17 protein-coding genes are annotated in these 20,588 nt (G+C 65.1%); 6 read left to right on the top strand and 11 right to left on the bottom strand.

Annotated elements, in window-relative coordinates; all coding sequences use genetic code 11:
* Window positions 1-3: 3 nt before the first annotated feature.
* Entirely contained in the window at window positions 4-1,170 is a 1,167-nt protein-coding gene (locus tag NHH73_10405; protein USX28661.1) for an ABC transporter permease, read from the top strand.
* 26 nt (window positions 1,171-1,196) lie between these two features.
* Here the strand turns inward: NHH73_10405 and maiA are convergent, their stop codons facing one another.
* Together maiA and NHH73_10395 are read right to left on the bottom strand one after the other, a co-directional pair.
* On the bottom strand, window positions 1,197-1,844 hold the full coding sequence (gene maiA / locus NHH73_10400; protein USX28660.1) for a maleylacetoacetate isomerase: 648 nt from the start codon (window positions 1,842-1,844) through the stop codon (window positions 1,197-1,199).
* A complete protein-coding gene (locus NHH73_10395) occupies window positions 1,841-2,866 on the bottom strand; it encodes a fumarylacetoacetate hydrolase family protein (protein ID USX28659.1) in 1,026 nt (341 codons plus the stop codon). The genes maiA and NHH73_10395 overlap by 4 nt, the downstream gene beginning before the upstream one ends.
* Before the next feature lie 124 nt (window positions 2,867-2,990).
* Here NHH73_10395 and NHH73_10390 point away from each other — a divergent pair, with 124 nt between their 5' ends.
* Window positions 2,991-3,905: a LysR family transcriptional regulator gene (locus tag NHH73_10390; protein USX28658.1), complete on the top strand. Its 915-nt coding sequence runs from the start codon at window positions 2,991-2,993 to the stop codon at window positions 3,903-3,905.
* A gap of 112 nt (window positions 3,906-4,017) precedes the next feature.
* Window positions 4,018-4,668, top strand: coding sequence for a gamma-glutamylcyclotransferase (locus NHH73_10385; GenBank protein USX28657.1), 651 nt, complete (start codon window positions 4,018-4,020; stop codon window positions 4,666-4,668).
* On the opposite strand, the gene NHH73_10380 is transcribed toward NHH73_10385, so the two are convergent.
* On the bottom strand, window positions 4,660-5,814 hold the full coding sequence (locus NHH73_10380) for a PA0069 family radical SAM protein (GenBank protein USX28656.1): 1,155 nt from the start codon (window positions 5,812-5,814) through the stop codon (window positions 4,660-4,662). The genes NHH73_10385 and NHH73_10380 overlap by 9 nt on opposite strands.
* A 262-nt stretch (window positions 5,815-6,076) precedes the next feature.
* On the opposite strand from NHH73_10380, the gene NHH73_10375 reads away from it, so the two are divergent.
* Genes NHH73_10375 through NHH73_10365 form a run of 3 tightly spaced genes read left to right on the top strand, consistent with a single transcriptional unit; the run spans window position 6,077 to window position 11,429 of the window.
* Complete coding sequence (locus NHH73_10375; GenBank protein USX28655.1) at window positions 6,077-6,673, top strand: DUF2760 domain-containing protein; 597 nt, start codon at window positions 6,077-6,079, stop codon at window positions 6,671-6,673.
* Window positions 6,670-8,535: an Hsp70 family protein gene (locus tag NHH73_10370; protein USX28654.1), complete on the top strand. Its 1,866-nt coding sequence runs from the start codon at window positions 6,670-6,672 to the stop codon at window positions 8,533-8,535. The genes NHH73_10375 and NHH73_10370 overlap by 4 nt, the downstream gene beginning before the upstream one ends.
* Window positions 8,536-8,537: 2 nt before the next feature.
* Entirely contained in the window at window positions 8,538-11,429 is a 2,892-nt protein-coding gene (locus NHH73_10365) for a hsp70 family protein (protein USX28653.1), read from the top strand.
* Here the strand turns inward: NHH73_10365 and NHH73_10360 are convergent, their stop codons facing one another.
* The 8 genes from NHH73_10360 to tssB all read right to left on the bottom strand — a co-directional run bounded on the left by NHH73_10360 (window position 11,430) and on the right by tssB (window position 20,563).
* Window positions 11,430-12,068 (bottom strand): DTW domain-containing protein, encoded by a 639-nt coding sequence (locus NHH73_10360; protein ID USX28652.1) that lies wholly within the window; start codon window positions 12,066-12,068, stop codon window positions 11,430-11,432.
* A gap of 28 nt (window positions 12,069-12,096) precedes the next feature.
* Complete coding sequence (locus tag NHH73_10355) at window positions 12,097-13,827, bottom strand: methyl-accepting chemotaxis protein (GenBank protein ID USX28651.1); 1,731 nt, start codon at window positions 13,825-13,827, stop codon at window positions 12,097-12,099.
* Between the two features lie 128 nt (window positions 13,828-13,955).
* On the bottom strand, window positions 13,956-14,834 hold the full coding sequence (gene tssA / locus NHH73_10350; protein ID USX28650.1) for a type VI secretion system protein TssA: 879 nt from the start codon (window positions 14,832-14,834) through the stop codon (window positions 13,956-13,958).
* Window positions 14,835-14,846: 12 nt separating this feature from the next.
* Window positions 14,847-17,471 (bottom strand): type VI secretion system ATPase TssH, encoded by a 2,625-nt coding sequence (gene tssH / locus NHH73_10345; protein USX28649.1) that lies wholly within the window; start codon window positions 17,469-17,471, stop codon window positions 14,847-14,849.
* A complete protein-coding gene (tssE, locus tag NHH73_10340) occupies window positions 17,468-17,947 on the bottom strand; it encodes a type VI secretion system baseplate subunit TssE (GenBank protein USX28648.1) in 480 nt (159 codons plus the stop codon). The genes tssH and tssE overlap by 4 nt, the downstream gene beginning before the upstream one ends.
* Window positions 17,948-18,039: 92 nt before the next feature.
* The gene (locus NHH73_10335; protein ID USX28647.1) at window positions 18,040-18,531 is read right to left on the bottom strand and encodes a type VI secretion system tube protein Hcp; all 492 of its coding nucleotides are present in this window, start codon (window positions 18,529-18,531) and stop codon (window positions 18,040-18,042) included.
* Window positions 18,532-18,564: 33 nt separating this feature from the next.
* On the bottom strand, window positions 18,565-20,052 hold the full coding sequence (gene tssC / locus NHH73_10330) for a type VI secretion system contractile sheath large subunit (GenBank protein USX28646.1): 1,488 nt from the start codon (window positions 20,050-20,052) through the stop codon (window positions 18,565-18,567).
* 1 nt (window position 20,053) lies between these two features.
* Window positions 20,054-20,563: a type VI secretion system contractile sheath small subunit gene (gene tssB / locus NHH73_10325; protein ID USX28645.1), complete on the bottom strand. Its 510-nt coding sequence runs from the start codon at window positions 20,561-20,563 to the stop codon at window positions 20,054-20,056.
* Window positions 20,564-20,588: the final 25 nt, after the last annotated feature.

Here is a 20,588-nt window from a genome sequence, read left to right as displayed (position 1 = left end):
GCGATGAAGATTCCCCTCTTCTACGTCGCCCGCAACCTGTGGGCGCGCCGCCTGACCACGGCGCTGACGGCCGTCGGACTGGCGCTGGTGGTGTTCGTGTTCGCGACGGTGCTGATGCTCGACGAAGGCTTGCGCAACACGCTGGTGACCACCGGCGAGTACGACAACGTGGTGCTGATACGGCGCAGCGCCGACACCGAGGTGCAGAGCAGCGTCGAACGGGCGCAGGCCAGCATCGTCTCGAGCCACCCTTTCATCGCGCTGGGCGCCGACGGCCGGCCGTTGCTGTCGCGCGAGACGGTGGTGCTCATCTCGCTCAACAAACGGGGTTCTGCCAAGCCGTCCAACGTCATCATCCGCGGCATCGGCGAGCGCGGACTGGCGCTGCGGCCGCAAGTGAGGCTGACGGCCGGGCGCATGTTCCGGCCCGGCGCGTCCGAGATCATCGCCGGGGCCAGCATCGCCCGGCGCTTCTCCGGCGCCGGCATCGGCGAGACGCTGCGCTTCGGGCAGCGCGAATGGACGGTCGTGGGATTGTTCGACGCCGGGAACAGCGGCTTCGATTCGGAGGTATGGGGCGACGCCGATCAGCTGATGCCGGCGTTCCGGCGGGTGGCCTATTCGGCGGTCGTGCTGCGCCTGGCCGGCACGTCGCTATTCGACGGTTTCAGGAAGGATATCGAGGGCGATCAACGCCTGACCCTTGACGCCAAGCGCGAGCAGACTTTTTATGCGGACCAGTCGAAGGCGCTGTCGACCTTCATCAGCGTGCTGGGCTTGATCTTGTCGGTGATCTTTTCGATCGGGGCGATGATCGGGGCGACGATCACGATGTATGCGTCGGTCGCCAACCGGGTGGGTGAAATCGGCACGCTGAGGGCATTGGGATTTCAGCGGCGGAGTATTCTCGCGGCGTTTTTGGCGGAGTCGATGCTGCTGGCGGTGGTGGGCGGCGTGCTGGGGCTGGGGTGCGCGTCGCTGATGCAGTTTATCTCTTTCTCGACCACGAACTTTCAGTCGTTCTCCGAGTTGGCGTTCGGGTTCAGGCTGACGGCCGATATCGTCGTCAAGACGCTGGTGTTTTCGCTCGTGATGGGGTTTATCGGCGGCGTGCTGCCGGCGCTGCGCGCGGCGCGCATGAAGATTGTCGATGCATTGCGCGCCGCTTGACGTTAGACCAATCGTTGGAAGATGCGTTACTCGGCGTCCGGCTGCTGCGACGGGTGCGCTTGCTGGAACGCGGGTAGCGCGGCGCAGGCGGCGTTGATGCGCATGACGGTCGGGAAAGGCGCCGTATCGACCTCGAACCGCTGCGCGTTGAACACCTGCGGCACCAGACAGCAATCTGCCAACGTCGGCGTGTCGCCGTGCGAGTAGACACCCGTGCGCGCATCCCCGGCCAGCAGGGCTTCCAGCGTCTCCAGTCCGCTGCGTAGCCAGTGCCGATGCCACGCCAGCTTGACCTCCTCGGTCAGCCCCATCTCGCCCTTGATGTACTTGAGTACACGCAGATTCCCCAACGGGTGCGTATCGGCCACCACCGTCAACGCCAACGCGCGCACGCGGGCGCGGCCCGCCGGATCGGCCGGCAGCAAGGGCGTTTGCGGCCGCGTCTCGTCCAGATATTCCAGTATCGCCAGCGACTGGCCGACGACGGCGCCGTCATCGTCCTCCAGCGTCGGCAGCAGCGTGGACGGATTGACCGCGCGATAAGCGTCGGCCAGATGCTGTCCGCCGTCGCGCAGCAGATGCACCGGCTGCGCCTCGTACGCCAATCCCTTGAGATTGAGCGCGATCCGCACCCGGTAGGCGGCTGAACTGCGGAAGTAGGTGTACAGCTTCATTGGCGACGCTCCCCATAATGCGCGACGGTCTGCTCGATCGCGCCGAAGATGCTGGCGCCCTGCGCGTCCCGCATCTCGATGCGCACGCTGTCGCCGAATTTGAGGTAGCCCGTTTGCGGCTTGCCGGTCTCGATGGTTTCGTACATGCGCACCTCGGCCAGGCAGCAGTATCCGACGCCGCCGTTGTCGATGCTCGACCCATGTAGGCCGCCCTGCTTGTTGGAGACGGTGCCGGAGCCGATGATGGTGCCGGCCGCCAGCTCCCGCGTGGCGGCGGCGTGGGCCACCAGCTGGGCGAAGCTGAAGGTCATGTCTTCGCCCGCATTCGGTTTGCCGAACGGCTTGCTGTTGATGTCGACCAGCAGCGGCAGATGCAGTTTGCTGTCGGTCCAGTCGAGGCCCAACTCGTCCGGCGTAACGGCCACCGGCGAGAACGCGCTGGCCGCCTTGGACTGGAAGAAGCCGAAGCCCTTGGCCAGTTCATTGGGGATCAGGTTGCGCAGCGAGACGTCGTTGACCAGCATGACGAGCCGGATCGCCTTGCCGGCATCGGCCACGCCCACGCCCATCGGCACGTCGCCGGTGATGACGGCCACCTCGGCTTCCAGGTCGATGCCCCACTCCTCCGACAGCGCGTAGATCGGATCGCGCGGGCCGATGAAACTGTCCGAGCCGCCCTGGTACATCAGCGGGTCGGTGTAAAACGACGCCGGCACCTCGGCGTTGCGCGCCTTGCGCACCAGCTCAACGTGGTTGATGTAGGCCGAGCCGTCCGCCCATTGATAGGCGCGCGGCAGCGGCGAATGGCAGGCTTGCTGGTCGAACGGTTTGGCGTCGACCGCGTCGCCGGCGTTGAGCAGGTTGTACACCGCCTCCAGCCGGTCCGCGACCAAGTCCCAATGATCCAGCGCATGCTGCAGCGTGGCCGATATCTTCGGCACTAGCTGGTATTGCGACAGGTCGCGGCTGACCACGACCAGACGACCATCGCGGCTGTCGTCTTTTAATGTGGCGAGCTTCATACCTGAGCTCCATGGTGAATTTGTTCGATTTTCATAATTGCCTCCAATTCAGTTTGTCGACATTAGATGCGAATCTCAGATATCATACAAACAGTATTTTCCCCGCTATTTATCAGGTTTTCCAATGAATCCAAGTTTGCGGCAAATGCGGGCACTGGTCGCCCTGGCCAAAACCGGCAGTTTCACGCTGGCGGCGGACCACCTCAACCTGACGCAATCGGCGCTCAGCGGCCAGATCAAGGAGCTCGAGCAGATGCTCGGCGTGCGTGTCGTCGAGCGTACCACGCGCAAGACGCAGTTGTCGGAGGTGGGACGCGAACTGACGCCGTTGTTCGAGAAGATGCTGCAGGATCTGGACCGCGCGATGGCCGACATCGCCAGCCGCAAGGCGCTCAAGCAGGGGATCGTGCGCATCGCCGCGCCGCAGATGCTCTCGTGCACCTTGCTGCCCGAGGCCATCGCCGCCTATTCCGCCCGTTATCCGGACGTGCAGGTGCGGCTGGCCGACAGCCCGGTCGAGCAGGTGTCGGCGCGCGTGTTCAGCGGCGAGGCCGATTTCGGCATCGGCCCGGAGCGCGATGCCAACACCGAGATCGAAGCGCTGCCGCTGTTCGACATGCCCTTCGTGGTGGTGTTTCCGCCCGGGCATGCGCTGGAGTCGCGCGAGCGCATCCCTTGGGCCGACATCAACGATTTTCCCTTCATTTCCTTGCAGGGGCAGTTCACCGAACGGCTGCTGCGCGATATGCATGTGTCGTTTCGCGAGCTGTCGCTCAGCCCCTACAACGAGGTGACCTTCATGACAACCGCGCTGGCAATGGTGCATGCGCGGCTGGGGATTACCGTCTGCCTGCCGTACGCGGAAAAAATGGTGCAGTTGTATGGATTGCGGATGCGTCAGCTGGTCGATCCCGCGCTCACGCGTCGTTTTTTTGTCTATACGCGCAACGCGCGGGCGTTGTCGCCGGCGGCCGAGAGTTTTGTCGCCTTCCTGCGGGAGTACATCGCGGCGCACGAGTGGAACGTTCCGCTCGCTTAAGATAACTTACATTTTCCCCACTACCGCCCGCTATGCGGCGTGTGTATGCTTCGGTATATGAATATTTTGCATATCGAAAATGAAGCCGCCGGGCGCTAAACCAGCATCGATCATGACAGCAGACACCATCGCCATCAACCAGATGATGGATCAGTTTGACGGCCACCACAGCGTTTGGCTGTTCGGCTACGGCTCGCTGATCTACAAGGCCGACTTCCCCTACCTGCAACGCCGTCCGGCCAGCATTACCAACTGGACCCGCCGCTTTTGGCAAGGCTCGCATGACCATCGCGGCACGCCGGAAGCGCCGGGCCGCGTGGTCACCATCATCGAGCAAGCGGGCGCCATTTGCCATGGCATGGCTTACCTGGTCACGCCGGAGGTGTTCGCCCACCTGGACCACCGCGAGAAGAACGGCTACTTGCGGCTGGCGACGACCATATCGTTCGATGATGGCGACAGCGGCAGTAACAGCGGCAGTAACAGCGGCAGTGACAGTGGCAGTGACAGTGACAGTGACAGCGTCGTTGGCCTGGTCTACATTGCCACGCCGGACAACACGGCCTTCCTGGGCGAGGCGTCCGAACAGGAGATCGCGCGCCACATCGCCCGCTCCATCGGCCCCAGCGGCCCGAACAGCGACTACCTCAATCACCTGGCGCATGCCCTGCGCGAACTGGGCCGCCACGATCAGCATGTCTTCGAGATCGAACGGCACCTGGCCGCGTTGAACGCCCCTCCTCCTACGGTTCCGTCAGAATAAATCCAACTGGCCCTCGCTGGCCGGCTTGGCGCGCGCGCCCAACGGCGGCACCACCAGCGGACGGGTGAATTGCGACGCGTCCATGCTGTGAAAGCGGCTGCCCTTGCCCGACAGCCCGAGGCGCTCGGTGGCGATCTTGAAGCGTTGCCGTATCAATTCCGCCCACACGCCCTCGCCTTTCATGCGGGAGCCAAACGTGCTGTCGTAGTCTTTGCCGCCGCGCATCTCACGCACGCGGTTCATCACACGCTGCGCCCGCTCCGGGAAGTGCGCCTGCAGCCATTGCTGGAACAGCGGCGCCACCTCCCATGGCAACCGCAGCACCGTGTAGTGCGCGGTAACGGCGCCGGCTTCCTTGACCGCTTCCAGCAGGCGCTCGATATCCGGCTCGGTGACGAACGGAATGATGGGCGCGACGCTGACGGCCACCGGAATGCCGGCGTCGGTCAATGTGCGGATCGTGCGCAGCCGGCGCGCCGGGGCCGCCGCGCGCGGTTCAAGCGTGCGCGAGATGGAAGGGTCCAGCGTCGTCAAGGTGATGGCGACGCCGGCCTGCTGTTTGGCGGCCATCGCCGCGAGGATGTCGATATCGCGCTCGATCAGCGACGATTTGGTAATCAGGCCGACAGGGTGCTGGCATTCCTGCAGCACCTCCAGCACGCGGCGCGTGAGCTTGCGCTCGCGCTCGCAGGGCTGGTAGGCGTCCGTATTGACGCCAAGCGCGATCGATTCGGGCTCGTAGCCGGCCTTGGCCAGCTCGCGCCGCAGCATTTCCGGCGCGTTGACCTTGGCGAAAATCTTGCTCTCGAAGTCCATGCCGGGCGACAGGCCGAGATAACTGTGCGTGGGACGGGCGAAACAGTAAATACAGCCGTGCTCGCAGCCGCGATACGGGTTCAGCGAGACGCTGAACGGCAGGTCCGGCGAGGCGTTCCGGCTCAAAATCGATTTACAATATTCGTCGGTGACCTGGGTTTTCCACGGCGACGCCTCCTCTTCCTCGCGCTCCCAGCCGTCGTCATAGGCTTCGCGCGCGTTGACCTCGAAGCGCCCCTGCAGGTTCGATACCGCGCCACGGCCCTTTTGCGCCTTCAGCGAAGGCGGCGGCAGCATCACGTGCTCTTGGTTGTTTTCGTCGTGGTTCATGATCGCTGGGGCCGGGCGCCGGGCGGGGATCGCCACTACTGCGCCAATACTGTATATATATCCAGTATTCTAAGCGCTCCAAATGGCCATATCAAGCGAAAAATCAACGGTGCGGCCCTCGCGCCTTTGGCGCCCGCGCCCGAACTGGTATCATGCGGGGCTTCCGGGGGAAGACTTTCCCCGCGCCACGCGCGCCCCCACCCCACATTCCGCCAGGCTGCCGCCCCAGGCAGCGGCCCGGCTCACTCTACGCGAGCTAAACATGAACAATTCGACTCAACCGTTGCCGTCTTTTTTTAGCCGGATATCGATCGCCATCGGCGCCTTCTTCCGGGCGCTGTCCGACGCCGAGTACGCCGCCCGCCTGGCGCGCATCGCCGCCGGCGAGCCGCAGCCGTCCGCCGCGCCGGTTTCCGCACCTGCTCCCGTCCCCGCGCCGGCTCCCGTGCCTGCCCCGGCCCCGGTCACGCTGCGCGTCGCCACGCCGGACGCCGCGCTTCAGCTGCTTGGCCTGTTCCAGCGCGAAGCGCGCCTGATCGACTTCACCCAGGAGAACCTGAGCGCCTACTCGGACGCCGACATCGGCGCCGCCGCGCGCGTGGTGCACGAAGGCTGCGGCAAGGTGCTGCGCGAGCACTTCACCATCGAAGCGGTGCGCAGCGAGGCCGAAGGCAGCCGCGTGGTGCTGGAGGAAGGCTTCGACGCCAGCGCCGTGCGCCTGACCGGCAACGTGGTCGGCAAGGCGCCGTTCCGCGGCGCCTTGAGCCATCGCGGCTGGCGCGCGTCGAACGTGCGCCTGCCGAAACTGGCCGAAGCGCACGACGCGGCCATCCTGGCACCGGCGGAGGTGGAATTATGAGCGACCCACGCTACGCCATCGGCATCGACCTAGGCACCACCCACAGCGCGCTGTCCTATGTCGACCTGACCACCAGCGACGGCGAGAAAACCCAGCACGGAGTGCTGGCGATTCCGCAACTGACCGCACCAGGCACGGTGGAAGACTTGGCGCTGCTGCCGTCCTTCCTGTATCTGCCGCACGCCGACGAACTGGCGCCGGGCGATTTGAGCCTGCCGTGGCAGCAGTCGGCGGCAGAACAAACCGGCGTGGCCGGCGAGATGGCGCGCAGCCGTGGCGCCACCACGCCGATCCGCCTGGTCTCCAGCGCCAAGAGCTGGTTGAGCCACCCGGGCGTGGACCGCCGCAGCGCCCTGTTGCCGAACGACGCGCCGGAAGAAGTCACGCGCGTCTCGCCACTGGAGGCGTCGACCCGCTACCTGTCGCACCTGCGCCAGGCGTGGGAGCAGGCGCACCCCGAGGCGCCGTTCGGCGAACAGGCCGTGACGGTGACGATTCCCGCCTCGTTCGACCCGGGCGCGCGCGAACTGACCGCCGACGCGGCCCGCGCGGCAGGCTACACCAATCTGACCTTGCTGGAGGAGCCGCAGGCGGCCCTGTATAGCTGGATCCAGGGCAGCGAAGGCCGCTGGCGCAAAGAGGTCAACCCGGGCGACATCATCCTGGTGGTGGACGTCGGCGGCGGCACCAGCGACTTTTCGCTGATCGCCGTGCTGGAACGCGACGGCATCCTGGAGCCGCACCGCATCGCGGTGGGCGATCACATTCTGCTCGGCGGCGACAATATGGATTTGGCGCTGGCCCATCTGGTGGCGCGCAAGCTGGCCGCCAACGGCACCCAGCTCGACGCCTGGCAAATGCGCGCGCTGACCTACGGCTGCCGTACGGCCAAGGAAAAGCTGCTGGCCGATGCGACCGTCGACACCTGGCCTATCGTGGTGCCGAGCCGTGGCTCGAAACTGATCGGCGGCTCGATCCGCACCGAGCTGACACGTGACGAGGTGACCACCTTTATTCTCGACGGCTTCTTCCCGGCGGTGGACGCGGCGGCACGTCCCGCCGTGCGCACGCGCGCGGGCCTGACCCAGCTTGGCCTGCCGTATGCGCAGGACGCGGGCATCACCCGACACCTCGCCGCGTTCCTGGCACGCCAGGTGGGCGCCACCAGCGAACTCGAAGGCTACGCCGGCAAGCACAGTGCCGACGCCACCTTCCTGCATCCGACGGCGGTGCTGTTCAACGGCGGCGTGTTCAAGTCCGAGCTGTTGGCGCAACGCGTCATGGGCACGCTCAATGACTGGCTATATATGGAAGGCGCGGAGCCGGCCCGCATGCTGGGCGGCGCCGACCTGGATCTGGCGGTCGCGCGCGGCGCGGCTTATTACAGCTATGTGCGCCGGGGCAGCGGCGTGCGGATTCGCGGCGGCACGGCGCGCGCCTACTACGTGGCGATCGAGTCGTCGATGCCGGCCATCCCCGGCATGGAACCGCCGATCCAGGCGCTGTGCGTGGCGCCGTTCGGCATGGAGGAAGGCAGCGAGATCGAACTGCCGAACCAGGAGTTTGGCCTGGTCGTCGGCGAGCCGGTGCAGTTCCGCTTCTTCGGCTCCTCCGTGCGCCGGCAAGACCAGATCGGCGACCTGCTGGACTTCTGGGGTCCGGAGGAACTGATCGAGTTGAACGAGATCCAGGCCACGCTATCGCCGGAAGGCCGTCAGGCCGGCGATGTGGTGCAGGTGCGCCTGCACGCGATGGCGACCGAATCGGGCACGCTCGAATTGCTGGCCGTGGCCAACGACGGCCAGCGCTGGAAAGTGGAGTTCGACGTGCGCTCGGGCGCCACCGAAAGTATCGCCGCCTGAGCATGAGTCAATACATCGTCAGCATCGACCTTGGCACCACCAATACGGTGCTGGCCTATTCGGCGCCCGGCAAAGCCGACATCCAGCTGTTCGACATCGAACAGCTGGTGGCGCCGGGCCAGGTTGGCGCTGGCGCGCTGCTGCCGTCGGTGCGCTACCACCCGGCCGAGGGCGAGCTGGCGGACGGCGAGTTGCAACTGCCCTGGTTGCAGGACGACGTGGCCGGCTTGCGGCAGGTGGTGGTCGGTCGCCTGGCGCGCAAACTTGGCGCGCAGGTGCCTGGGCGTCTGGTCTCCAGCGCCAAGAGCTGGCTGTCGCATCCGAACGTGGACCGCACGGCCGCCATCCTGCCATGGGGATCCGAAGCCGATGTGGCCAAAGTGTCGCCGGTGGCAGCCAGCGCCTCCTATCTTTCGCATCTGCGCTCCGCCTGGAACACACGCTTTCCCTCGCATCAGCTGGAGCGGCAGCAGATTGTCCTGACGATTCCCGCCTCCTTCGACGAAGGCGCGCGGGCCCTGACGCTTGAAGCGGCGCGCCTGGCTGGCCTGTCCGGCCTGCGCTTGCTGGAGGAGCCGCAGGCGGCCTTCTATGATTGGCTGTACCGCCAACGTGCAACGCTGGCCGCCGATCTGGCCGAGACGCGCCTGCTGCTGGTGTGCGACGTCGGCGGCGGTACCACCGACTTCAGTTTGATCAAGGTCGGGATGCTCGACGGCCAGCCGGAGATCAGCCGCATCGGCGTGGGCAATCACCTGATCCTCGGCGGCGACAATATGGATCTGGCCTTGGCGCACCTGGTCGAAACGCGCATGGCGGCTACACAAAATGGCGACGCGCCGCCACCACGCCTGTCGTCCAGTCGCCTGGCGCAACTGGCGGAGCGCTGCCGTGCGGCGAAGGAGCTGCTGCTGGCGGCGGACGCGCCGGAGCGCGCCACCGTCACCCTGCTCGGTTCCGGCTCGCGCCTGATCGGCGGCTCCCGCTCGGCCGAGCTGACCCGCGACGAAGTGGCGGCGCTGGTGGTGGACGGTTTCTTCCCATTGAATCCGTCGCGCGAACCGGCCACGCGCGGGCGCGGCGCGATCATCGAGTTCGGCCTGCCCTACGCCAGCGACGCAGCCATTACCCGCCATCTGGCGGGCTTCCTGCGCCAGCACGCGGCGGCGGCCCGCGAGGCATTGGGCCTGCCTGCGGACGATCATGCGACGATACCGGTTCCCGATACATTGCTGCTGAACGGCGGCGTGTTCCGCGCCGACGCCCTGGCCCGACGTTTGGAGCAAGTGCTCTCGAATTGGCGTGGCGCTCCGCTGCGCGTTCTGAACAACGACGATCCCGATGTCGCCGTCGCGCGTGGAGGCGTGGCCTATGCACTGGGTCAAACCGGCCAGGCGCCGGTCATCGGCGGCGGGTCGCCGCGCAGCTACTTCCTGCTGCTGGACGATGAACAGCGCGCCGACAAGCCGCGCCGCGCCGTTTGCATCCTGCCGCGCGGCAGCGCCGAGAACCGCGAAATCCTGCTGGCCGAGCGCACCTTCGCGCTGCGGCTTGGGCGGCCGGTACGCTTCCATCTGGCGTCGTCGACGTCGGACGCCACTCCGCCGCAAGCCGGCGAACTGGTCGAATTGCAACCGGACGACTACGTCCAGCTGCCGCCGATCGCCACCGTGCTGCGCGACAGCGGCACCGCCGACGCCCGCAAGGAAATCCCGGTGCAGCTGGCCACCACGCTGAGCGAAGTCGGCACGCTGGAAGTGCATTGCGTGGCGATCGAAGACGCGCAGCGCTGGCTGCTGGAGTTCCAGCTGCGCGGCGACGCCGGCATCGCGGAGGCCGACGACGTTGGCACCAACGTCCACCAGGATGCACCGATGCCGGCGGGCCTGAACGCGGCCATCGACAAGATAGACCGCATCTTCGGCAGCCGCGCGCTGCAGGTCGACGTCAAGGAAGTGAAGCAACTGCGCGCGCAGCTCGAACACCTGTTGGGCAGCCGCGAAAGCTGGGCCACGACGCTGCTGCGCCGTTTGTTCGATGCGCTGATCGACCGCGCCAAGGGCCGCCGCCGGTCGTCGGAACACGAGCGCGCGTGGCTCAATCTGAGCGGCTACTGCCTGCGTCCGGGCTTCGGCCATTCGCTCGACGAGTGGCGCATCGAACAATTGTGGGCGATGTTCGAAGCCGGCGCCCAGCACCACAAGGACAGCCAGGTCTGCGCCGAGTGGTGGACCCTGTGGCGGCGCGTGGCCGGCGGCTTGAGCGTGGAAGCACAGTTGCGGGTGCTCGACGATTTCGCCTTCAACGTCCAGGCGGACGCGCAGGAGCGCGGCCGGCGCCCGCAAACGCTGGTCAACGGCAGCGAGGAGGACATGCTGCGCCTGGGCGCCTCGCTCGAACGCATACCCGGCAACTACAAAGCCGAAATCGGCGCATGGATGCTGTCGCAGCTCGACGCCTCAACCCGCGCTGCCGCCAAGGCAGGCGCCAACAAGACCCGCGCCGGCGCCGCGAACGCCGGCAAGGCCGAAGCGGCGCAGGCGCGCTTCCTGTGGGGATTGAGCCGCGTCGGCGCGCGCCAGCCGTTCCACGGCAGCGCGCACGATGTCGTCGACAGCGCGGTCGTCGAGCATTGGCTGGGTGAGATACTGGCGTTGGACTGGAAGAAGGTGGAGCCGGCCGGATTCGCGGCGGCCCATCTGGCGCGCATGACGGGCGATCGTGCCCGCGACATCAACGAGACATTGCGGGCGGAGATCCTGCGGCGCCTCGCCGCGATCGGCGCTCCCGCCAACTGGAGCGCGATGGTGCGCGAGGTGGTGCAACTCGACCAGGCCGAAGAAAAACGCATGCTGGGCGAATCGCTGCCGCCCGGCCTGAAGCTGATCGCCTGATCAGGGGCGCACGTAGCTGGCCTGTTGGGCGACGAAACCGTCGAAGGCGTCGATCAACGGAGTGAATTTGCGCGGATCGTTTTCCAGTTGCGCCAGCGCGTACGCCGTCGCCTCCAGTGTCGATAGCTGGTCCGGCAGATGCGCCTTGCGTATCAGGTAATGCGACGGCGGCGTGTCGCGCAGCGGTAGCCGCGGCAGCGCTTGCAGCGGCGGATTCACATACAGCATCTTGCGGCTCTTGCGCCAGGTCCCGTCCAGCACCACCAGCCGCAATCGCTGCGGTTCACCGAGCCAATCCTGGTCGAACACCTGCGGCGTGGCCAGTCCCAATGATTTGTCGTCGGCCGTCTCCGGATACAGCAGCACGTTGCGGCGATCGCCGGAGAGCAGCTCGCCCAACCGATCCGGCTCGAACGCTTCGCCGCATTCCAGGCGGCTGTTGGACAAACTCAGATGGAGCAAACGCGCGCTGCCCTTGGCGTTCGCGACCTCCATCGGATGCTGCAGGATCAGCACCTCCACCTGGTTCGATACCGATGCCACCCAGCGGCATATGCAGGTTGGCAGCGGCCGCAGACACGCGGGGCATAGCGCCCGGGTGCTGCGTGGATTGGAGGTTGCGGCATCGGTACTGGTCATATGCCATTGTACCGAAGCGCAGCCTTGCTTAGAACTCTTCCCAGCCGTCCGCGTCGTTGGTGGTGATCGTCTTGCGCGTGCCGTCCGGGACCGCCTTGCGGGCAGGCGCGGAAACGGCGGCGACAGCGGCCGATTTGGCGCGGCGCGGCGGCAGCGCCGGGCGTACGGGCATGCGCGGAGCGCCACGGCTGGACGCGGCCACCGGCGCGGGCAACTGCAAGCCATCCAGTTTGAATACGCTCACCACGTCGGCCAGCTTGGCCGACTGCTCCTGCATGGATTCGGCTGCCGCAGCGGCTTGTTCGACCAGCGCCGCGTTCTGCTGCGTCACCTGGTCCATCTGGGTGATGGCATCGTTGACCTGGGCGATGCCGATGCTCTGCTCTTCGCTGGCATGGCTGATCTGCGTCATAATCTGGGTCACGCGGTTGATGCTGGTGACGATCTCGCTCATGGTTTCCCCGGCCTTGTTGACCAGGTCCGAGCCCTGCGAGACCTTCTCGACCGAATCGTTGATCAGGCTCTTGATGTCCTTGGCGGCCGACGCCGAGCGCTGCGCCAGATTGCGCACCTCCGAGGCCACCACCGCGAAGCCGCGCCCCTGCTCGCCGGCGCGCGCCGCTTCCACCGCGGCGTTCAACGCGAGGATATTGGTTTGGAAGGCGATGCCGTCGATGACCGAGATGATCTCGACGATTTTACGCGACGAATCGTTGATGGAGCCCATGGTGTTGACCACCTCGCCCACCACCGCGCCGCCACGGCTGGCGATTTCGGCGGCGCTGATCGCCAGCGCATTGGCCTCGCGCGCATTCTCCGCGTTGAACTTCACCGTCGACGTCAATTCCTCCATCGACGATGCCGTCTCCTCCAGCGAGCTGGCTTGCTGCTCCGTGCGCGACGACAGGTCTTGATTGCCGGCGGCGATTTCGGTGGAGGCGGTGGCCATCAGGTCGGTGCCGTTGCGCACCTGGCCGACGATGCTGACCAGGTTAGAGTTCATGATTTTCAGGGCGTTCATCAGCTGCCCGGTCTCGTCGTTGCTGTGCACCTGGATTTCGCTGGTCAAATCGCCGGACGATACGGTTTCCGCGACCTTGACCGCCTCGTTGATCGGCCGTGTGATCGTGCGGGTGATCCACCAGGCGGCGAGGACGCCCATGACGATGGCGGCAAGGCCCAGCATCACCAGCAAGGTGCGGCCGCTGGTGTACTGGTCGCGAATCTGGACGGCGGCGGCGTCGAGCAGGTCGGCCTGCCGCTCGGAGAAGGTTTTTAGCGCGGCGAGATAACTGGTGCGGGTTTGCGCCAGGTCGCCTTCGTAGAGCTTTTTGCCCAGTTCCAGATCGCCCTTGGCCTTGGCGGCAAAAACGGCCTTGCGCACGTCGGTGTAGACTTTGCGCGTGTCCAGCACCTGCTTGAACAGCGGCTTGAGTTCCTCTTCCTCGATGGTGGCGCCGATCTGGTCCTGGATCTTGGTCGCCCGTCCGGACGACGCGGCCATCAGCGCCTCCAGGTTTTTCTGATCGGCCGGATCGGAAACCATCCAGGCGCCCGAGGTGCGCGCGGCATTGACCTCGATGATCTTGCCCCATTCCGCAATCAACCGCTGGTCGCGGATTTTCACGTCGATCATATGGTCGGTCATCGCACTGGCGCTACTGAGGCGCATGATGCCGATGATGGTCATCGTGGTCAGTAACAGCAGGATGAGCGAAAAGCCGAAGCCGAGACGCGTGCCGATTTTCAGGTTGTTCATGGCGAACCCCTAGCGAAAGGATCTGGAATGTACGGCCCATGCTAGCACTGTTCACCAAAATCTGTAGCACTGAGAGAAAGATTGAGCGTTGCGTTACAACAACCACAAATTGGGAATACTCCCGTCGATCACTCGCCGCCGGGCTGGGAGCCCAACAGTTCTTCAAGGCCGGCGATGGCGCCCGGATCCTTGACCACGGCGCGCAGCCAGACGTGCAGCGGCATGTCGCCCCAGCTGGCGGCTTTGTCGGCAAGGTAGGCCACCGGACTATGGGGCTCGGTGCGGCGGAAAAAATCGGCCACGAGACGCAATTGCGCCAGGGCTTGGGCGCGGTTCTGTACCGCCCCGCCCAGCGCCGCTGGCGCGCCTTGGCCGACAGCGCCCGGTGCGGCGTCGCCGGCCATCGCCATTGAGGCCGCGCTACCGGCTGGCGCGATGGCGGTGACCAGGGTTTGCAAAGCGTCTTTGGCTGCGCTGAAACCCGGGCCGTCGGCGCCCAGGCGCCGATCGACCACGCGCTCCAGTTCACCGAGCATGGCGAGGCAGTATTGGGCATCCGGCAGCAGCGCCGCGCCATCGTCCAGCGGCATCTCCCTGACCAGCACCAGGGTGCGCGTGAGCAGCCAATACAGGTTGCCGATGCGTTGGTCGTAATCGCCTTCGTCGGGCAGCGGATACAAGCCGTCCCAGTAATGCTCGCACAGCCCTGACAGCACAGCATAGCCGTCACCGAGGCCGCGCAGGCCGCGCGTCTTGGCGTGGGCCTCGGCCAGCCAGACGGCCAGCCGCAGGTCTTTGGTTTTCGTTTCGATCATGGCGGCGCAGCGGCTGCCGACAAACTGCCAGTCCGCCTCCTTCAGCACCGCCACCCACTCGCCCTGATCCAGGGTGGGATCGTCGTAGGTGCGCGCATGCGCGATGGCGTCCACTTCGCTGCTGAAGGACAGGTCCTCGCCGCAGATTTGATCCGCGCCGATGGGCAACAGCAGTTGTGCGATGCTGAACATGGTGGCTCCTTGCTATTTGATAGTGTATTTGAACTGGCCCTGCTTGCTGGCACCGACCTTGATCCTGGCGATAGCCGCGCCCTGCGCCATTTTCTCGAGCACCGCCTCGGCGATCTCCGGCAGCAGGCTGCCGTTCAGGATATGGTCGACATTGCGGGCGCCGGAATCGACTTCCGTGCAGCGCGCCAGCACCGCGTCGACCAGCGCCTCGTCATAGCTGAACTCCGCGTGGTGCTGGTCGCGGATGCGCTGGCCGATGCGGCCCAGTTTCAGCCCGATGATGCGCACCAGTACCTGGTCCGGGATCGGGTAGTACGGCACCACCTTGAGCCGTCCGAGGAAGGCCGGCTTGAAGTGTTTGACGAGTTGTGGCCGCAGCAGCTGCTCCAGTTCATCCACGGTCGGCGGCGTTTCCTTGTTCAGGCATGCCTGCATCACAGCCGCCGAGCCGGCGTTCGACGTGGCGATGATGATGGTGTTGCGGAAGTCGATCTCGCGTCCCTCGGCATCGTCCATCACGCCCTTGTCGAAGACCTGGAAGAACAGTTCCGTGACATCCGGGTGGGCTTTTTCAATTTCGTCCAGCAGCACCACACTGTACGGATTGCGGCGCACCGCCTCGGTCAGCACCCCGCCCTGGCCGTAACCGACATAGCCGGGTGGCGAGCCTTTGAGGCCCGAGACGCTGTGCGCCTCCTGGTATTCGCTCATATTGATCGTCAGGAGCTTGCGCTCGCCGCCGTACAGCAGGTCGGCCAGCGCCAAAGCGGTTTCCGTCTTGCCGACGCCCGAGGGGCCGACGAACATGAACACTCCTTTGGGTTTGTTCGGGTCGTCCAGGTTGGCGCGCGCGGTGCGCACACGCTGCGCCACGGCGGCGATGGCGGCCGGCTGGCCGAGGATGCGGGCCTCCAGCGCGTCCTGCAGTTTGAGCACGGTGCGGATTTCATCCTTGACCATTTTCCCCAGCGGGATCCCGGTCCAGCCGGAGACGATGGCGGCGACTGTGGCGGCGTCGACTTCCACCGGCACCATCGGCGTCTCGCCCTGCAGCACCGCCAGCTGCGCCTTCAACGCGCCGATCTCGCCGGCGCCGTCGCCGCCGGTACGCAGACGCGCGATGGCGGCGACGATCGACTGCTCGCGCTGCCAACGATCGCCGTTCTTCGCGTGCTCCCCGGCCAGCGCTACGCGGGTGTCGGTCAGCTTCTGCAGGCGCTGGCGACGCGCCGCATCGGCGCTCTTCTCGCCGCCATCTTCGCGCTGCAAGGCGTTGATCTCGGCGTCGATGCGCTCCATGCTCTTTGCCGCCGATTCCAGCAGCGCGGGCGTACCGCTTTGCCCCAGCGCGACCCGGGCGCAGGCCGTATCGAGCACGCTGACGGCCTTGTCGGGCAGCTGGCGGCCGCTGATATAGCGATGCGACAGCCTCACCGCCTCTGTCACGGCTTCGTCACGAATGCGGATGCCGAAGTGTTTTTCCATCAGTGGCGTCATCGCGCGCAGCATGGCGCTGGCGATTTCCTCGCTCGGCTCCTCGACCTTGACGACCTGGAAGCGCCGCGCCAGCGCGGCATCCTTCTCGAAGTATTTTTTGTATTCGCTCCAGGTGGTGGCGGCGATGGTGCGCAACTCGCCCCGCGCCAGGGCCGGTTTCAGGAGGTTGGCGGCGTCGTTCTGTCCTGCCGCGCCTCCGGCGCCGATCATCGTGTGCGCCTCGTCGATGAACAGGATGATGCCGTGCGGGCTTTGCTTGACTTCGTCGATGACGTTCTTCAGGCGGTTTTCAAACTCGCCCTTGACGCTGGCGCCGGCCTGCAGCAGGCCCATGTCCAGCGTGCGTATCTCCACGCCGCGCAGCACGGCCGGCACGTCCCCGGCGGCGATGCGCAGGGCCAGGCCTTCCACCACCGCCGTCTTGCCGACGCCGGCTTCGCCGGTGAGAATGGGATTGTTCTGGCGACGGCGCAGCAGGATGTCGATCATCTGGCGTACTTCGGTCTCGCGGCCTATCACAGGATCCAGCTTGCCCTCGCTGGCGACGCGCGTCAGGCTGGTGGTGTACTGGTCGAGGGCCGGCGTGCGGGGAGCGTTCGGACTAGCGGTATCGGCTTCCGCCGCGTGTGCCTCGCCGCCGGCCATCGAGGCGACGGTCGTTTCCTCCTGCGAGCCACCGGTATATTTATCCAGCCGATGTTTGACTTCATCGATCGGAATCCGGGCAAACGCCGGGGAGGCGCGGTGCGCGATCTGCGACAGTTCCGGGTCGGTCAACAGCGCGACCAGCAGGTGCGCGCTCCGGATACCATGCGGCTGCGGCGCCGCCAGGGAGGCGATCAGCCAAGCGTTTTCCAGCAACAGCGGCAGATGGTGCGAAAACACCGGCGTGCGCGTGCTGCCGGTCTTGAACTGGCTGACCTCATGATGCAGGTCCGCCTCCAGTGTATCGATGCCGACGCCGCACTGGCGAGCGATCAGCACCACATCGCAGCGTTCCTGCTCGAGCAGAGCCAGGAACAGGTGCTCGACCTCCACTTCATACTGGCCAAGCGCCACGCAGATGCTGGCCGCGCGTGTCGCGGCAAGGCGCGTGGTGTCATTCAGCTTTCCGATCAGGGTTTTGAGATTCAGATTCATGTCCAGGCTCCGCGGGCGCTGCGGTTGATCGAGTAATGCAGGGATGAGGGTTGAAGCACCGCGTCGAAGTTGACCGACTCTGTCAACGGCAGCCCTGCCAGCGTAGCGCTGATGGCGAAGCTGACGCGGTTGATGGAGCCGTTTTCGCGCTCCAGCCATGCCTGCACATTGCGCAGGCGCGGTTCGTGACGTTCGATCGCCGTCTTCAGCGCGGCGCAAATGCGGGCGCGATCCTCGCTACTGCTAAGGCACATGCCGGCGAAGTCGATCAACCCGTAGTTGACGATGGAGCCGGCACACTCCGGGTATGCTTCCAATAACTCGTCGGACAGCGCGCAACGCGTGTTGAGCAAGTCTTCCAGGTCGCGCGCGACGGAGTCCTTCAGTTGTTCCAGCGTCAGGTCATGGCCCGGGGGCGAGTTGGCGCCTTGCTCGCCCAGCAGACGGTCAAGCAGGCCTGGTGTAAAACCATTCATCGGATGCCCTCATAAAAAAAGGCCAGGCCAGGCGGGCCTGGCCCAAAAAAGCGCGCCGCCGCAACGCGAAACGACGGGCGCCGGGGGGATCGTCAGACGATGCGGTTGCTGGCCAAATCCCAGCCGCCGGAAGTGTTGCCGCCGGCGCCGCCGGTGATTTTTTGCTGCGTATAACGCCACTTGATCTTGGAGAATTTCAGTGCCACTTCCTCGGTCAGGATGTCGCCCTCGTGCACCGCCGGCGAGACGGCGCCGATCAGCACATTTTCGATTTCGATCTCGAAGTACTTAACGCGTTCGCCCTGGGCGTCCGCCCGCATGAATTCCATCCGGGCCTTCGGAATGGTGCGGCCGGCGGAACAGGTCTGCAGCAGGATCGGCGAGGACAGGTCGGCCAGTTTGGAAAAAACGATATCGCGGTGTTCGCAGCGCTCGGCCGTGTGGCCACCACCGGTGGACGCGGTGGCCGATTTCGGCTGGTCGACGCCGAAAGTCACCGATTTACATTCGATCCAATCCTTGTGACGGTCGTCGGTCGACTCGCCTTTGATGCCTTCAATTTGAAGATAGACGTCGATTGCCATTGCATGCTCCAGTCTGAGGTTGTGGTAAAAGAATTAGCTATTGGTCGACTGCGGAAGCTCCGCGACCAGTCGGAGGGAAACGGACAGCTCGTCGAGCTGGAAATGCGGGCGCAGGAAGGACACGGCGCGGTACACGCCGGGACGCCCCGCCACCTCGTGCACCTGGACCGACGCCTCGCGCAACGGGAACTGCGCCTTTTGTTCCTGGCTGGCGTTGTCGTCCAACAGCACGTAGCGCATCAGCCAGCGGTTGAGGAAATCCTCGACGTTCGACGCGGAGGCGAAGCTGCCGACTTTGTCGCGCATCATGGCTTTCATGTAATGGGCGATGCGCGACACGGCGAAGATGTACTGCAGCTGCGACGACAACACGGCGTTGGCGTTGGCCGCCTCCGAGCTGTATTTCTTCGCTTTCTGCGCCGACTGGGCGCCAAAGAAGGCGGCGTAGGAGGTGTTCTTGCAATGCACCAGCGAGATGAATCCGAGGTCGCTCAATTCCTTCTCGCGCCGGTCGGTGATGGCCACCTCGGTCGGACACTTGAGCGCCACCTCGCCATCGTCGGTTTTGAAGGTATGCGTGGGCAGGTCGTCGACCAAGCCGCCCCCCTCGACGCCGCGTATCGCGGCGCACCAGCCGAAATCGTCGAAAGCCTTGGTCAGCTTGGCCCCGAAGGCATAGGCGGCGTTACACCAGAGGTACTTCTGGTGATCGGTGCCATCCACTTCCTCGACGAAGTTGAAGCCCTCGACCGTGGTGCCGTCGACCGGATTGAAGGGCAGGCGTCCCAGGAAGCGCGGCAACGCCAGGCCGACGTAGCGTGAGTCCTCCGATTCGCGGAAGGCCTTCCACTTGGCGTATTCCACGGTATCGAACACCTTGGACAGGTCGCGCGGTTTTCCCAGATCGCCGTAGCTCTCCAACCCGAACAACTCGGGTGCGGCGGAGGCGATGAACGGCGCGTGCGACGCCGCCGCCACGTGCGACATCTGCTCGACGAAGTACATGTCTTCGGGCTGGCGCGAGATTTCGAAGTCGCCCAGCAGCGCCGCGTAGGGCGCGCCGCCGAAGGTGCCGAATTCCTCTTCGTAGACCTTCTTGAACATCGAGCTCTGGTCGAATTCCAGCGCGGACTGGAAATCCTTGACCAATTCCCGTTTGGTGGCGTTGAGCATGCGGATTTTCAGGCCCTGGCCGGTATTGGAATTCTGGACCAGGTAATGCAGGCCGGTCCAGCTTTGTTCAAGCTTCTGGAACGCCGGCGCGTGCATGATGGCGCTCAACTGGCTGGAGATCAGCCGGTCGATTTCCGCGACGCGCGCATCGATCGTCGCCGACAGGTTGTTCGACATGACCACCGTTCCGTCCAGGACCTGGCTGACCAGTTCCGAGATGATGTCCTTGGCGCGCGCGTGTTCCACCGTCGACTTGGCGACCTTGCTCTGCTCGACGATCTGGTCCAGCAGGTTGACGTCTTCGGTCGTGACGGCGGCTTCCTGCAGTGGGTTGATTTGTGCCGACATGTCAGTCTCCCTTCGCCGGCTTGGCCGATTTTAGCTTGGCCAACTTGTCGGTGCTGCTCAGGACCTCGCTCAGGATGTCCTCCAGCTTGTCGTTGCCGGCCAGTTTGTTGCGCAGGTCCGCCAGCTTGCCGCGCGCTTCAAGCAGGCGGCTAAGCGGTTCGACTTGGCGCACCACGGCTTCCGGCCGGAAGTCCGACATCGCCTTGAAGTGCAGTTCCACATTGAAGCTGGTGTCGTCGCCGGCCAGCTGGTTCGGTACCTTGAAGCGCGCGACCGGCTCGACGCCGCTCAGAACTTCGTCGAAGTTGTCACTGTCGATGCCCACGAACTTGCGGTCCTTCAGGCGCTTCTTCTCCACTTCCGAGTTGCCGCCGAAATCGCCGACCACGCCGACCACGAACGGTAGCTCCTTGTTTTCCATCGCATCGCCGATCTCCACGTCATACGTCATCTGCACACGTGGTGGCCGCACTTTGGCCAGTCGCTTTTGGACACTGTCACCATTTGCCATACGAACTCCATCAAAAAAGGGAACG

The organism is Oxalobacteraceae bacterium OTU3CINTB1, from assembly GCA_024123955.1.
Lineage (GTDB): Bacteria > Pseudomonadota > Gammaproteobacteria > Burkholderiales > Burkholderiaceae_D > Rugamonas.
The sequence above is the reverse complement of the archived record's forward strand: the minus strand, read 5'-3'. Positions and strand labels throughout refer to the sequence as shown.